Genomic DNA, 13,901 nt, shown 5'->3' on the forward strand with positions numbered 1-13,901 from the left:
CCTGTGATTTCGTGGCGCGCAACTCCAAAGCCTCGCCCAGTGCGGGGCATTTTCATGCCTGCGGTTCGGATGGACGGGGCGACCTGGGGCCGGATGGCTCACCAACAGGCCGGATGGCCCAGAGAGACGAAATGAAACTCAAGACTGTTGAAGTGGATGGCAAGCAGTACGCAGTTATCGAAGATGGTAAGCCCGTCTACACCGATGACGACGGCAAGGACGTCGCCTTCGATGCGGTCGGCACTCGCAACACCATCACCCGGCTGAATGCCGAGGCGAAGTCGCACCGCGAGCGCGCGGACAGCTTCGAGAAAACTGCGAAGGCGTTCGAAGGCATCGAAGATGCTGCGGCCGCCAAGAAAGCCCTGGAGATCGTTGCCAACCTCGACGCCAAGAAGCTGGTGGATGCCGGCGAGATCGAGAAGGTGAAGGGCGAAATCAGCAAGGCCTTCCAAACCCAGCTGGATGAAGCCAACGGCAAGGCGCAGACCTTCGAGCAGCAGCTGTATGCCGAGAAGATCGGTGGCAGCTTCGCGCGCTCCCAGTTCATCGCCGAGAAGATGGCTGTTCCCGCTGACATGGTCCAGGCCGCCTTCGGCAGCAACTTCAAGATCGAGGAAGGCAAGGTCGTCGCGTACGACGCCCAAGGCCAGAAGATCTTCAGCCGCGCTCGCCCGGGTGAGCTGGCCGACTTCAACGAAGCGCTCGAAACCCTCGTCTCGCAGTACCCCCATCGCGACCACATCCTGAAGAGCTCCGGCGCCAATGGCGGCGGCGCGCCGAACGGCGGTGGCCAGCACAAAACCACGAAGGGCAACTTCGGTGGCACCAAGGCTGAACGCCTGGAAGCCATCAAGGGCCTGACCGCAAGCGAATAAGGAGGCCCAATGGCCCTTTCGAACATGAAGGTGTTCAACGAATACCTCAAGCGCACCACCATCGAGACCCTGGCCCAGGACGTCGAGAAGTTCAACGCATCATCGGCCGGCGCCATCCGCCTGACTACCCAGGGCATCGACGGCGACTTCCTCCAGGAATCGTTCTGGGCCGGTCTGCACGGCGCTCAGCGTCGCGTCGACCGCTACGCCGCCAACGGCGCCCAGGCGTCCACCCCGCTGGCCCAGAAGCAGTACGACTCGGTGAAGATCGCCGGCGGCTTCGGCCCGATCCTGTGGGAGCCTTCCCAGCTCTCCTGGATCCAGAAGAACCCGGAAGAAGCGCTGGAAGTGATCAGCCGCAACCTGTCCGAAGCCATCATGGCGGACCAGCTGAACACCGCCATCTCGGCCCTGGCCGGCGCCATCGGCAACCAGGCGAGTGCCACCAACGACGTTTCGGCCACTGCTGGCGTGACCTACGTCGCGATCAACAACGCTCACGCGCTGTTCGGAGACGCTTCCCAGCGTCTGGTGGCCCAGGTCATGACCGGTGCCATGTACCACAAGCTGGTCGGCCAGAACCTGGCCAACGCCGAGCGCCTGTTCCAGTTCTCCGGCGTGCAGGTGGTCGACATCCTCGGCAAGGCCGTAATCATCACCGACGCCCCTGCGCTGTACGAGGCCGGCACCCCGAACAAGCAGAAGGTGCTCAGCCTGGCCGACGGCGCCGCGGTGGTGATGGATGGCTCCGACCTGATCACCAACATCGAGACCTCCAACGGCAAGGAGCGTATCGAGACCACCATGCAGGCCGACTACACCTTTGGCCTGGGCCTCAAGGGCTACACCTGGGACACCGCCAACGGCGGCAAGTCGCCGACCAACGCCGAGCTGTCCACCGGCACCAACTGGGACCTGGTGGCGAACAGCATCAAGGCCTCGGCCGGCGTGTTGACCATCGGTGACGCCACCAAGTAACCGGTACCGCGCCCTTCGGGGCGCCTTCCCCAGGAGATCGCCATGAGCGAGAAAGTGATTTACGAGAAGCACCCGGTCAGCCCGGAGCGTAAAGCCGAGCTGCGGCAGAAGGGCTACAAGATCATCGATGCGCGTTTCGCGCCTGAGGGCTACGAGCATCCGGAGCCGATCAAGGAGGCCAAAGGCTCGAAGGCTGGCAAGTCCGCTGCCGAGAAGAAGGCAGCCGAAGAAGCCGAGCTGAAGGCAAAACTGCAGGCTGCCTTGAGCGAAAAGGGCGTGCAGTTCAGCCCTGACGCGAGCGTTGAGGACCTGCAGAAGCTGCTGGGCGAGGCCGCGTAATGACCATCTACATCACCGTCGAGCAGGTTGACGCCCTGCTTGGGCCGGCCTGGGCGCCCGACGACCAGAAGGCCCGTGCGGTGCTGATGGCCAACACCTGGCTCACCAATCTCGGCCTGCCTGAGTTCGACCAGGTACCGGATGACGTCATCCAGGCTGGCGCCGAGATTGCCCGAGAGGCTGCGGCAGGGAACATCTACGGCAGCAAGGAGACCGGCGTGCTGAGCAAGTCCGTGGATGCTGACGGTGTGTCGAGCTCCAAGACCTACTCAGCAACGTCCAAGGCCATCAGCGCGGGTGAGTCCTTCGCCTTGGCCCTGCTGGCGCGGTATCTGGGCACCGGCCAGGTCAAGATCGTCAGGGGGTGACATGGGGCTTCGACGCGAGTTACAGGCCGAGCTGGCCCAGGCCTTCGATACGGATCTAGCCGACGCAGTGGCGGCGGTCGATGGCAGCCGGCCTGTGCCTGGCACCTACGACCCTGAGAAGGGCGGTAGTACGCCGGCGACAACGCTGCACTACGCCGGTCGCGGTGTCTTCGGCCAGTACAAGGTCCGGGAGATCGACGGTACGCGCATCCTGGCGTCAGACGTACGCCTCAAAGCGCTGCAGAACGAGCTGTTCGTGAAGGATGGCGACGCGGTCACGGAAGTCCCTGCCATCCCCGCCATCGGTGACCGCATCAGCGGCTACCGAGTCATGGACGTAGGGCAAGACGCGGCCAAGGTCACCTGGACCATCCAGTTGAGGAAGTAAACATGGCCCGCGGCTCACACATGACCAGCCGCTACGGCGGCCTGGACGGCAGCTTTGCCGCGCAGCTGGAGCAGTTCGCAGAGGCCGCCAAGGAGGCGATGGACCTAACCTTCCGTGAGGTCGTGATCATGGTCGGCCGGAGGCTGGTGACCATGTCGCCGGTCGGCAACCCGGATCTCTGGAAGGTGAACGTTGAGGCCCAGGGCAGCGCGGCTGAGCAGATCGCGGCTTACAACGCCAGGGCGGCGGCCATCAATGCCGGCATCACTGCCGACCAGGCCAACTACACCAAAAGCGGCAACCTGAAAGGCGGCCTGCGACTGCGCAAGCCGCTGACCAAGCGCGAGCAGCGCGAGAACTTCGGGCTCGGCGTTCGGAGGGCTGGCCAGGGCTACGTGGGCGGCCGCTTCCGCAGTAACTGGCAGCTCACCACCGGCGCTCCAGCCGCAGGCGAGATCGAGGACATCGAGAGCGCCGGCGAGACGCTGGACAGACTCCTCGTAGCCGCAGGCGATCTCTCCGCCGGCGAGGTCGCCTACATCGTCAACAACCTGCCGTATGCCATCCCTCTGGAGTACGGCCACAGCTCACAGGCGCCTGGCGGTATGGTGCGAGTCACTGTTGCCGACTTCCAGCGCATCGTTGAAGAAGCCATCAGGACCCACCGAGCATGAGCCACGCAAGAGCACGACAGGCCATCGAGATCAAGCTGATGACTTGGGCCGCGGCGCGCCCGATCCGGGTCGCGAACTTCGAGCAGGCTTTCGAGCCAGGCCCAGACGAAACCTATCTGCGCGCCTTCCTGCTCCCGGCCAGCACCACCTGCCGCTACTTGAGCGGTGAGGCCTACGAGTACACCGGCATCTACCAGGTCAGCATCACCTGCCCGGCAGGCCAAGCGCTGGCGACTGCTGAGGCCGTGATTGATGAGCTCACCAGTGTCTTCCGTGTCGACAGCGAGCTGAGCCGCAACGGCTTCGAAGGCTTGGTCGTCGAGCCGGTAGAGCAGGGCCCCACCATCCCCGAGCCGGCGACTTACACAGTCCCGGCCAGCTTCACCTACCGCGGCATCGCGGACCAACCGCCCGCTGGGGCATAACCAAGAGGCTGTGCAATGTCTGAACAAGCAACGCGTGACAAGCAGGACGCAATCGATGCTGTGGTAGGAGGTGATCTTTCCGGGCTGGAAGCGGCGCTAAAGCGGCTGTCAGGTAGTGATCCTGCTGATTTCGCGAGAATCACCCGCGACTTACTGAGCACCGACCAGCGCGAGCAGTACGCCATTGTAGGCTTTGGCTTCATGCCTGATGTGTTTCACGCCGATGGCAAGGTGTACGGAGCTGTCTACACGAATGGCGATTTCCTCTGCAAGCGGGCCCATCAGTCCGGTGCTGGGCTTCCATTTGCCGAGGTTCGCTCAGTCGTGGATTCGGTGCGCCAGGCGTTCGACCAGTCGGTGCTCGATCGCGTGGTTGCGCTCAAGGAGCATATCGAGCAGATCGAGGGAGTGCTGACAGGTCACTCTTTCTCGGATAGCAGATTGGCCAGTCTGGCCTTCACCGACTTGACAAAAGGTCAGGCGTTGATGATCGCGGCGATCACGAAGTAGCGAGATTCCACTTTCCCGAAGGCCCGCTGCGTGCGGGCTTCTTTGTTTCTACTCAAGAGGAAAACACCATGGCCGCACGCATCCCGCTGCCCAACGGTTCTGTGCTGGAGATCGCCAGCACCCTGGGCACCGCCGTGCCTTTCACTGCTCTGACCAATGCCAAGCCGCCAGTGGCGAGCGCGGCGGGTCACAGCATCGATGCCGACGATATTCTGCTGATCAGCTCTGGCTGGGCCCTCATCAACGACCGCACCGCCAAGGCGGCCAACGTCACGACCGATGCGTTCTCACTGGCTGGCCTGGACACCACCAACACCGACCGGTACACCGCCGGTGCCGGCGTTGGCTCGGTTGTCCCGGTGTCGGGCTGGACGCAGATCTCGAAAGTGACCGGCTTCACCGTATCCGGCGGCGAGCAGCAGTTCCTCACTGTCGGCTACCTCGAGAACGACGACGATTTGCAGTTCCCGACCAACCGCAACCCGATCAGCGTGTCGGTGACGGTTGAGGACCAGCCGACCGCGCTGTATGTGCCGGTGGTCGAGGGCTACGACGACTCCAAGGAGCTGACGGTGATCCGCCTCAAGCTTCCCGGCGGCGGTCAGATCCTGATGCCTGGCTACGTCAGCATCACCAGCACCCCGACCATGGAGCGTAACCAGTTGATGACCCGAACCATCTCCGTAGGCCTGTCCGGCCGACCGACCCGTTACAGCGCCTAAGGAGCCCTCATGGCGAAGATCAAGATCGCGCAGAACCCGACGTTCACTGCGGTTGTGCAGGTTCCGCGCATCGGCGGCGAGCCGGTGCCGGTTGAGTTCCAGTTCCGATACATGGACCGGGTGGTGCTGGCAAGTATGTTCGACCGCTGGAACAAAGCCCGCGACGCCTGGGCAGATGAGGCCCAGGCGGATGGCGCGAGCTGGGAGGAGGTCACCGCCGGTGAAATCGCCCTGCAGGCCGAGCAGCTGGGCGAAATCATCACCGGCTGGGATCTGGAGGACGAATTCAGCCAGGATGCGATTGTCGAACTCGTGCGCACCTGCACTGGCGCGCCGAAAGCAGTGACCGACGCCTACCAGGCTGCCTACAACCCGGCACGCCTGGGAAACTGAGGGCGGCGGCGCGGGCACTGTACGAGCGCGGCCCGTCCGCCGAGCAGCTTGCGGCCATTGGCCTGACCTTGACTGACATCCCCGAGGAAGAGGCGGAGGTTTGGCCAGATGCTTGGCTGTCCGTTCGAGTTTTCGAGGCATTGGGCACACAGTGGCGCCTGGGGCAGGGCGGACCTTCGGGTTTGGACTACACAGCCATCCCCGCGGTCGCGTCGATGCTCGGAATCAAGCGCCGCGAACTCACCGAAATTTTCCCCGATCTCCGCATCATGGAGCACGAAGCTCTGGCCGCGATGACTGAGGCAGCGGAGTAGGGCGTAGTTACAAATCGGGTTAAAAAGCACTATCCGAAAGTTATCTCGATAGAGGACTTTGCTAGTCCAAGGATATCATTTCCAAGTTCGCCAGAGATCTTCCACTCTTTTATGGTTGTCAGTTTTTGGATTGTGCTCCATACCGCTTTCCAGAGCGCCGATATCCATGGCTTAAGAGTATTGGTAAACCAGTTCTTGGCATTGGTTAAGAGTGGTCCATTTGCGCCGGCTCCTTGGGCTGTATCTAATTCGACTCTAAGGAGTTCGGTTGCAGATTCAGCGCTCGCCATGGCTGAATATAGTTCGGAGGCCGATTGTTTTGTGGCTGGAATGTTGCCGTTGTTTAAAGCAGAACTTGTGTTGGCCAGCTCTCTCAGCTCATGGATGATCTGATCTATGTAGATTTTCTGAATCTCGCCAGCGTTGACCAAGTTCCAGAGATCAGGGTTGGCGTCAAGCTGACCCCAGATCCTCGCAGCTGTGGGAGTTATTATGTCCATTATGGCTATCCCTAATGAGTAGTGGAAATCAATAGATTAGTTGAGCGCTGCGAAATGGATGCATCAATTCATACCATTCATCGCAATTCGATACTTAAATTGACGCGGCCTCGCCGCAGGAGAGGGGCATGCAACAGCGCACAGAGGAAAGCCATGAACCGTTTGTGATAGTTTCGGATCATGGCTTACGAATCGACATGCGGAAAGGAACGATCACGTTCCCCGGGCTCACTGACCCCGGAAGAAAGTTCGCGCCTCCTGCTGATCATTCAGAAGGAATCGAAGCGGAGCCGAAAACGCCGTCTCTGTGATCTCGTTATCAGGTAGGCCAGAAAGAGGCCAGCCATGCTTTAAGGTATGAGTGAGCATCTGCTCCATGACCTTCGGCTTATAGCCAGGAATCTCACGCAAAGCAGCGGAGATGGCTGCCAGAGCCGCCGCGTTACCAGCCTTCAACGCCTGGAACTCATCCTTTAGGCTGCTCAGCGCTGCGGTGAGCTGAGCGATCTGCTCGTTTGGGTCTGACATTTGAACTCCTATCCATGGGCTTTCCGGCAACGGGTTGGGTCTGAAATTTAGGCTTCGTGAGGAGTGGTTTAGAGCTTGGGCGCAAGCATCGCGGTGACTTGTTTATGGATCAAATCTTGGGTCTTCGAATCGCCCCAACCACGCACGTTGGCCAGCGCCGCTGCCCTGGCCTTGGTTAAGGATTCTGGGTCTTCTTGAATGACGCTCACGAGCCCTGTAACGACAGCTTTTAACGCCTCCAAGTCGAGGCCGATTTGATTTAGCTGGTCCATCGAAGTCTCCACGCAGATTTGAAGGCACAACGCTACTACGCCCCGGCCCAGCCCGCGTACTGGCTTTCCGTCCAGGGTGGATGGGTGGACAGCGGTGAGTAATTGATGTTTTCGCTTGCAACCATCGGTCTGATATAAAACTTCTCTGGTCGTTGTCGGAGCACACTCGATGTAGCTCAGAACTTCTGAGCATTGAGAGGTGCGTATGACCAGAGACAGGGATAACGGACAGGGTGGCAAGCCAGCCGGTAATGACAGTTGGCCAACCGGTCGAGACGAGGATGCCAAGAGGGCCCGCTCAGAGGATCGCGACGATTATGTCGAGAACCCACCCTTTCGAAGCAGGCAGAGGCAGGGCCCGCCGGACCCATCGAGGACAACCGATGCAGAGCGCTATAGCTATCACAAGCGCCCACTGGAATAATTGCCAAGTCTAAAGGCTCACTGATTCAAGGCGAGCACTACTGACAGAAGCCCAGCCCCGCGCTGGGCTTTTAATTTGGGCCGTTGTTTTTTTCACGTACCACTCTGACTGCGCCGGTTAATTCTGTCTCGGCATCAGCCGTAGATTCGTCAGCTACCCATCCCCAGTTTGGACTAAGTGACAGACCTGCAATTGCCTTCAGGCGCATATCGTCCGCTGAGATCCCGTATTGTTCAGACGCTGACAGCGCGGCATACAACGCTTGTTCTAAGGCGGCGATACGCTTGGACTCGGCGCTCATGCTTCGTACTCCTTCCTTTTACGAAGCACGTTACTGCGCCCCATATAACTGGGGACTATACGCCCTGCAGGTGGTGCGGAAGGGAAAACAAATGCCCGACGGCTGGCGCTTGGCTTCGGTCCGTGTTTGTGGTCACCCCTGGCCCCGGCGCTTCCACGCATAGTGCTCCCATAGCGCGCTGGTGTGGAAAGCCCGCATCAGGTGCATGCTCCGTAGCTCTTCGACCTGGGTAATGGCCTCGGCCCGATCCCGGGCGCGGATCGCATCCACAGCCTCCGCCCAGTGCTCCAGCGCCTCGGCAAATCTCCGCTTCTCATCGTCGGGCATCTTCGCACCCCTCATGTGGGTGGTGATGGCATTATTTTCTGTGCAATCAATTGCACCGGTCATCGCTATCTCAGATGTGCAGCGTGAACCGGTGGCGTCTGCGACCGTCTCACCTATAGTCTTTGTGTGAGCTCCACGGAATCGTAGCTGATGATTTCGTGGCGCGGATTTCAGTTGACACGGATGACAACGCGGCGATAATCGCCATCCGGTGACGTTTCACTGGGTACGTAGAGGGATTTTATGATGAATTCGGGCAATCACTTCCACCTCGCTGACGCGCTTTCGGCTGCGGAGCTTGTTGGTGTGGGTGCTGTTCGATCCCTGGACCTACTGCGGAACATCGATGGCACCATTGATGCAATCAGTCACCATTGCCGACTTTTCAGCGGCGCTCAGGCTGCATTTGAGGCAGTGGCTAAAGATATCTGGTCTGGAGCGGCCGCGAAGGTAATTTCTGAGGTTGATATCATTCCGGTCTTGGAGCAGCTCCAAGATAGCCTTGCAAAAGGCTACGCTGATGCGAATGAAAAAATGCACTGCGCCATGCGTGACCCCCGCCTGAGAGATGATGACGGCGTCGTGGATTCATATCGATCTTTGCTGGAATCAATTGAGGCGCTGAACTCCACAACTGAGAGCCTTCGCTGGAGCATTCTGGAAAGTAACGCGGATCAGGAGGTCGGTCATGACCCCGTCGTGTTGAGCAGACCAGACGAAATCAACAAATTTCTTGATGATTTGTGAGGCTCAACATAACGACCGTGGATCTCGGTCGCCAGTCATTCAAGAATTCCTATAAGGCTCTCAGCCCAGAGATTCAGGCGGAGCTGAAGGAAGCGATATCGCTTCTGCTGAACGATCCGCAGCCTAAGAAGCTTAGGCTAGAAAAACTCTCTGGCAGCAAGAAGCCAGGAATCTATACGATTCATATCACCGCAAACCACAGTCACAAGCTTAGCTTTGAGCTTGTAGGCACTACTGCTGAGTTCAGGCGGGTTGGAACTCACAAAGAGATTGATAGAAAACCGTAGATCCCGCTTTGGCGGGATTTTTGTTGTCGCGTGAATGGTTGGCAGCGGTAGTGGTAGACCAGTTGGGCGCGGGGCGGATGGCGCTTGTCGGTGAGCGCCGGCGGCGGGCGGGCTGTGGTAGATTGCCCTCATCAACAAGGAGGGCGCGCATGAAGCGTTTGGCGGTGGTGGCCTTGGCCGGGATGGCCATGGTTGGCGGTGGCCAGGTTGTGGCGGTGACGATAAATGACTCGATCGATAGGTTCTCAGGAGTGAGGACAATTTCTTGGGCGCCTATTCCTTCTGGCCCCAATAAGTTCGTACTGACGAGCGCTCTTTACGGCGATAAGGACATGGCAGTATCTAGGCTCAGCATTGAGATCCTAACGTATGCCGACACGCAGCAATATCGATCTTGCAACCACGTTTACTGGTTGGCTGATGGTAAACCGGTGGATGGTATGACCACCGATTACTCTGCAGAAATCACAAACGGCACAGTTATCGAGCGGTTCAAGCTCAGGCCAGCGGAAGGAGCGCTGGAGAATCTTGCATCGGCTCAAAAAGTAGAGTTCAAAGTATGCAACACAGAAGTCGTGGTCAGCGAAAATGACCTGAACGGCTTCAAAGCGGTTTTCGCCAAAACCAGAAAATGACACTCATCAAATACAAACCGGCCTAGGCCGGTTTTTTTGTGCCCGGAGAAAGTATGAGCCAGGGTGATATCGCCGTTCTCGGCATCAAGGTTGAATCAGGCGAGGCGGCAGCTGCTGCCGATGACCTCGATAAACTGACGAAGGCCGGCGAGCGCGCAGAAGCTGCTACAGGTAGCGTTGGCGCGCAAGCCAAAAGCTCTGGAGTGTCGATCAAGGACTTGGCGGCAAGCACTCAGTCTGCCGAACAGGCAATGGACCGGTACACGCGCCAGGCACAGGCTGCGGGCATGTCGACCAAGGCTTACACCGCAGCTCTGCGCGGCGTGCCAGCTCAGTTCACCGATATCGTGGTGTCCCTGCAGGGTGGCCAGGCCCCGCTCCAAGTGTTGCTACAGCAAGGCGGTCAGCTCAAGGACATGTTTGGAGGGATCGGGCCGGCAGCCAAGGCGCTTGGCGGATATGTCGCGGGGTTGGTCAATCCGTTCACTATTGCCGGCGCGGCAGTTGCTGGGCTGGGTGTGGCGTACTACAAAGGGTCGGAGGAAGCGCAAGACTTTCGGAAAGCGCTCATCCTCACAGGAAACGCAGCTGGGACAAACGCCGGCGCGATGTCCGATTTGGCCCGACAGATCAGCACTACCGTTGGCACAACTGGGGCGGCTGCTGAGGTGCTCGCCCAACTGGCAAGCAACGGAAAAATCGCCGGTGACAGCATTGGCACCGTTGCGACTGCTGCTCTGCAGATGAAAGATGCTACGGGGCGCGCGGTAGAGGAGACGGTTGCCGAGTTTGTGAAGATCGGGAAGGACCCGGTTGCGGCAGCCAAGGAGCTGAACGAGCAGTACAACTTCCTCACTGCGAGCACCTATGCCCAGATCGTAGCCCTCAAGGAGCAGGGTGATACGGTGGGGGCGGCCAAGCTCCTAACTGATACCTACGCCCAAACGATCGATACCAGATCAAAAGAGATCGTCGAGAACCTCGGCTGGATCGAGAAAGCGTGGCGCGGTGTTTGGGGTATGACCAAAAGCGCTGGTGATGCTGCGCTGAGCTTCGGTAGAAGCCAGGGCCTTAGCGACCAGCTTGCCGAGGCCAAAGACGAACTGGCAAGGCTGGAAAAAAGCGCATCTGGGAACTCCATTGTAGCCAGCGGAGCTCAGGCAAAGTCGGATCTTGAAGTGGCAAAAAGCCGGGTAAACGCGCTACAGAGCCAACTGGAAGCGCAACAGGCAATCGACCAAGCCCAAGAGAACTACCGGCAGCGGCAGCGAGATTCCATTCTCGCTCAGGAAACTTTGAACGGGCAGCTGCGCACTACCGATGACAATCAGAAGAAGCTGGCTGCGCGCCTCAAAGAAATCAACGAGCTCGCCAAGAAATCTGCCGGCGGTGATGGCGGCCGGGTCTACACCGAAACCGAGCTGAATCAGCTGCGCGATGCCGCCCGTGAGCAGTTCAAAGACAAACCAGGGCCGAAAGGTCCTACCTACCGCGAGGACGCCGGCACCAAGGCCCTCGACCAGGCCCGCCAGCAGTATTCGGTGCTCCAGCAGCAGAACGGCCTGATCGGTGCCCAGCGCGGCGAGATGCAGAAGCTCGGCGAGGCTGGCCAGACGCTGGTGAAGTGGGAGCAGCAGCTGGCCGACATCAAGGACAAGAAGGTCCTGACCGCCGACCAGAAGTCGCTGCTGGCCAACCAGCAACAGATCACCGACCAGCTCCAGAAGAATGCCGGGCTGGAGAAGGAGATGCAGCTGCGCAAGGTGGCCACGGAGGAGGCGCAGAAACTTGCAGCCTTCCAGGGCAACTTGAACAGCCAGCTGCAGCGCGCATCGCTCGGTCTCGACAGCAATCTGGCCAGCATGGGGCTGGGTGATGTTGCCCGGCAGCGCATGCAGGAGCGGCTGAGCATCGAACAGCAGTACCAGCAGCAGCTGGACAACCTCGAGCAGCAGCACAACGAGGGGCGGATCAGTAAGGGTCTGTACGAGAAGGAGTCCGACGCCTTGCGCAAGGCTCTGGACGATCGCCTGGCCATGCAGACCAAGTATTACGAGGACGTCGACGCTGCCCAGGCCGATTGGTCTCTGGGCGCGCGTTCGGCGTTCGCGTCGTACCTGGAGCAGGCCCGAGATGTCGCCGGCCAAACCCGCACGCTGTTCAGCAACGCTTTCTCCAGCATGGAGGACGCGGTGGCGAACTTCGCCATCACCGGAAAGCTGTCGTTTTCCGACTTCGCCAAGTCGGTGCTGGCGGACATGGCCAGGATTGCGACGAGGCAGGCGATCACCGGCATCGCCGGTAGCCTGTTTGGGTCGGCCATCGGCGGTTTCTTCGGCGGCGGGGCTTCGGCGGTGGGTGAGGGGACCATGACTGGGTTCAGCGAGGGCTCCTTTGTGCCCAACGCCAAGGGTGGGGTGTACGACTCGCCGAGCCTTTCGCACTTCAGCAACCAGGTGCACAGCACGCCTCAGTTCTTCGCATTCGCGAAGGGGGCAGGCGTGTTTGGTGAGGCTGGACCGGAGGCGATCATGCCGCTGACCCGGGCGCCTGATGGAAACCTGGGGGTTCGCGCTGTAGGCGGATCTGGCGCCGGTGGCTCCACCTCCATCTCAGTCAATGCGCCCGTGAATATCAGCGTCCCCGATAGGAGTGGCGAGGGGATGGAGCTGGACCAGGGCCTGCTACAGCAGAACATGCAGAAGCAGATGGAAATCGCTGCCCAGAAGGCCGTCGCAGAGTCTTGGCGACCAGGCGGCATCAGCCACCGAAACGCAACGCGGAGAACCTGATGGCCATTGAAACCTTCCGCTGGGCTACTGAGCGCGGCGAGACCCCCGACATCCAATACCGGGTGCGGGAGTCTCGCTTCGGCGGTGGATACCGCCAGGTCGTTGGCGACGGCCCGAACAACAAGGAAGACAGCTACCCGGTGACCATCACCGGTAGGAAGTCGCGGGTGCTGGAGGTCATGGCCTTCTTCGACCGGCACGCCGGCGCGAAGGCGTTCCTCTGGAGCACCCCGCTCGGCGAGCTGGGCCTGTTCACCTGCGTCGACCCGAAGCCCACCCCCATGGGCGGCGAACAGTTCAAGGTCACCGCCACCTTCCAGCGGGCCTTCCACCCGTAAGGAATCACCATGACCCTGATCAAAGACATCCAGCTGCTCCAGCCTGGCAGCGAGGCGCTGCTGTTCGAGCTCGACGGCTCGGACTGGGGCGCCGACATCCTGCGTTTCCATGGGCACGCGATCCCTCACTCGCCCGCGGAATTGGCGGCGGCCGGCGCGGATGCCGACCAGCTGCCGGCCAAGTCCATCTGGTGGCAGGGCAACGAGTACGACGCCTGGCCGATGCAGATCGAGGGTCTCGAGGCGAACTCGGACGGTACCGCAGTGCGGCCGACGATCTCGGTCGGCAACGTCAACGGCCGGATCACCGGCTTGTGCCTGGCATTCGACAACCTGCTCGAGTTCAAGCTGACGATTCGACAGACCCTTAAACGGTACCTGGACCCGGTGAACTTCCCCGCTGGCAACCCGGAGGCTGACCCGACCCAGGAGAGCACGGAGGTCTGGTACATCGACCAGAAGGTGTCGGAGAACGGCGCGACGGTGTCGTGGGAGCTGGCCAGCCCGGGCGACGTCGGCGGCGAGAGCATCGGCCGCCAGATGACCCAGCTGTGCCACTGGGCCATGACAAACGGATACCGGGGGCCGAACTGCGGATACACCGGACCTTACTTCGACTTCGACGGCAACCCCACGGACGACCCAGCCAAGGACCAGTGCAATGGCTGCCTTGATACTGGCTGTGTCGTCCGGCAGGGCCAGGGCAACCAGCTCACCTTCGGCGGATTCCCCGCTGTCTCCCTGATCGCCAGGAGCTGATC

General features: G+C 60.3%; 21 protein-coding genes. 16 read left to right on the plus strand and 5 right to left on the minus strand.

Translation table 11 applies throughout. The features are described 5' to 3' along the window. Nucleotides 1-11 precede the first annotated feature (11 nt). From CCOS191_RS09455 to CCOS191_RS09505, 11 genes are all read left to right on the plus strand, one after another. Nucleotides 12-878: a DUF6651 domain-containing protein gene (locus CCOS191_RS09455; RefSeq protein WP_231867479.1), complete on the plus strand. Its 867-nt coding sequence runs from the start codon at nucleotides 12-14 to the stop codon at nucleotides 876-878. A 9-nt stretch (nucleotides 879-887) separates the two neighbouring features. Next, complete coding sequence (locus tag CCOS191_RS09460; RefSeq protein ID WP_046854961.1) at nucleotides 888-1,856, plus strand: major capsid protein; 969 nt, start codon at nucleotides 888-890, stop codon at nucleotides 1,854-1,856. A 42-nt stretch (nucleotides 1,857-1,898) separates the two neighbouring features. Continuing rightward, nucleotides 1,899-2,195: a hypothetical protein gene (locus tag CCOS191_RS09465; RefSeq protein WP_046854962.1), complete on the plus strand. Its 297-nt coding sequence runs from the start codon at nucleotides 1,899-1,901 to the stop codon at nucleotides 2,193-2,195. Then, nucleotides 2,195-2,563 carry a hypothetical protein gene (locus CCOS191_RS09470; protein ID WP_046854963.1) on the plus strand — a complete coding sequence of 123 codons (369 nt, stop codon included), beginning with the start codon at nucleotides 2,195-2,197 and terminating at the stop codon, nucleotides 2,561-2,563. The genes CCOS191_RS09465 and CCOS191_RS09470 overlap by 1 nt, the downstream gene beginning before the upstream one ends. 1 nt (nucleotide 2,564) lies before the next feature. Then, complete coding sequence (locus CCOS191_RS09475; protein ID WP_046854964.1) at nucleotides 2,565-2,951, plus strand: hypothetical protein; 387 nt, start codon at nucleotides 2,565-2,567, stop codon at nucleotides 2,949-2,951. Between the two features lie 20 nt (nucleotides 2,952-2,971). Then, complete coding sequence (locus tag CCOS191_RS09480; protein WP_231867480.1) at nucleotides 2,972-3,625, plus strand: hypothetical protein; 654 nt, start codon at nucleotides 2,972-2,974, stop codon at nucleotides 3,623-3,625. After that, complete coding sequence (locus CCOS191_RS09485) at nucleotides 3,622-4,050, plus strand: phage tail terminator-like protein (protein ID WP_046854966.1); 429 nt, start codon at nucleotides 3,622-3,624, stop codon at nucleotides 4,048-4,050. Before CCOS191_RS09480 ends, CCOS191_RS09485 begins: the two co-directional genes overlap by 4 nt. A 15-nt stretch (nucleotides 4,051-4,065) precedes the next feature. Further along, nucleotides 4,066-4,560 carry a hypothetical protein gene (locus CCOS191_RS09490; RefSeq protein ID WP_046854967.1) on the plus strand — a complete coding sequence of 165 codons (495 nt, stop codon included), beginning with the start codon at nucleotides 4,066-4,068 and terminating at the stop codon, nucleotides 4,558-4,560. Nucleotides 4,561-4,628: 68 nt separating this feature from the next. Beyond that, the gene (locus CCOS191_RS09495) at nucleotides 4,629-5,282 is read left to right on the plus strand and encodes a phage tail protein (RefSeq protein ID WP_046854968.1); all 654 of its coding nucleotides are present in this window, start codon (nucleotides 4,629-4,631) and stop codon (nucleotides 5,280-5,282) included. Nucleotides 5,283-5,291: 9 nt separating this feature from the next. Continuing rightward, the gene (locus CCOS191_RS09500) at nucleotides 5,292-5,675 is read left to right on the plus strand and encodes a phage tail assembly chaperone (RefSeq protein ID WP_046854969.1); all 384 of its coding nucleotides are present in this window, start codon (nucleotides 5,292-5,294) and stop codon (nucleotides 5,673-5,675) included. Nucleotides 5,676-5,743: 68 nt separating this feature from the next. Next, nucleotides 5,744-5,989 (plus strand): DUF1799 domain-containing protein, encoded by a 246-nt coding sequence (locus CCOS191_RS09505; protein WP_442963663.1) that lies wholly within the window; start codon nucleotides 5,744-5,746, stop codon nucleotides 5,987-5,989. 29 nt (nucleotides 5,990-6,018) lie between these two features. Here the strand turns inward: CCOS191_RS09505 and CCOS191_RS09510 are convergent, their stop codons facing one another. The 5 genes from CCOS191_RS09510 to CCOS191_RS09525 form a co-directional block, all read right to left on the minus strand. Next, the gene (locus CCOS191_RS09510) at nucleotides 6,019-6,489 is read right to left on the minus strand and encodes a hypothetical protein (RefSeq protein ID WP_046854971.1); all 471 of its coding nucleotides are present in this window, start codon (nucleotides 6,487-6,489) and stop codon (nucleotides 6,019-6,021) included. Nucleotides 6,490-6,717: 228 nt separating this feature from the next. Beyond that, the gene (locus CCOS191_RS09515; RefSeq protein ID WP_046854972.1) at nucleotides 6,718-7,017 is read right to left on the minus strand and encodes a hypothetical protein; all 300 of its coding nucleotides are present in this window, start codon (nucleotides 7,015-7,017) and stop codon (nucleotides 6,718-6,720) included. A gap of 68 nt (nucleotides 7,018-7,085) precedes the next feature. Next, complete coding sequence (locus tag CCOS191_RS09520; RefSeq protein WP_046854973.1) at nucleotides 7,086-7,289, minus strand: hypothetical protein; 204 nt, start codon at nucleotides 7,287-7,289, stop codon at nucleotides 7,086-7,088. Nucleotides 7,290-7,783: 494 nt separating this feature from the next. Continuing rightward, complete coding sequence (locus CCOS191_RS27865; protein WP_156177526.1) at nucleotides 7,784-8,014, minus strand: hypothetical protein; 231 nt, start codon at nucleotides 8,012-8,014, stop codon at nucleotides 7,784-7,786. A gap of 132 nt (nucleotides 8,015-8,146) precedes the next feature. Next, the gene (locus CCOS191_RS09525; protein WP_046854974.1) at nucleotides 8,147-8,341 is read right to left on the minus strand and encodes a hypothetical protein; all 195 of its coding nucleotides are present in this window, start codon (nucleotides 8,339-8,341) and stop codon (nucleotides 8,147-8,149) included. Nucleotides 8,342-8,584: 243 nt separating this feature from the next. Between CCOS191_RS09525 and CCOS191_RS09530 the strand changes: the two genes are divergently transcribed. From CCOS191_RS09530 to CCOS191_RS09555, 5 genes are all read left to right on the plus strand, one after another. Continuing rightward, the gene (locus tag CCOS191_RS09530) at nucleotides 8,585-9,088 is read left to right on the plus strand and encodes a hypothetical protein (protein WP_046854975.1); all 504 of its coding nucleotides are present in this window, start codon (nucleotides 8,585-8,587) and stop codon (nucleotides 9,086-9,088) included. A gap of 436 nt (nucleotides 9,089-9,524) precedes the next feature. Further along, a complete protein-coding gene (locus tag CCOS191_RS09540; protein WP_046854977.1) occupies nucleotides 9,525-10,010 on the plus strand; it encodes a hypothetical protein in 486 nt (161 codons plus the stop codon). A 53-nt stretch (nucleotides 10,011-10,063) separates the two neighbouring features. After that, entirely contained in the window at nucleotides 10,064-12,802 is a 2,739-nt protein-coding gene (locus CCOS191_RS09545) for a phage tail tape measure protein (RefSeq protein WP_052752586.1), read from the plus strand. Further along, complete coding sequence (locus tag CCOS191_RS09550) at nucleotides 12,802-13,140, plus strand: phage tail protein (protein WP_046854978.1); 339 nt, start codon at nucleotides 12,802-12,804, stop codon at nucleotides 13,138-13,140. The genes CCOS191_RS09545 and CCOS191_RS09550 overlap by 1 nt, the downstream gene beginning before the upstream one ends. Nucleotides 13,141-13,149: 9 nt before the next feature. Then, nucleotides 13,150-13,899, plus strand: a complete 750-nt coding sequence (locus CCOS191_RS09555) for a phage minor tail protein L (protein WP_046854979.1) — start codon at nucleotides 13,150-13,152, stop codon at nucleotides 13,897-13,899. Nucleotides 13,900-13,901 lie beyond the last annotated feature (2 nt).

Source organism: Pseudomonas sp. CCOS 191 (assembly GCF_001007005.1).
Taxonomy (GTDB): Bacteria; Pseudomonadota; Gammaproteobacteria; order Pseudomonadales; family Pseudomonadaceae; genus Aquipseudomonas; species Aquipseudomonas soli.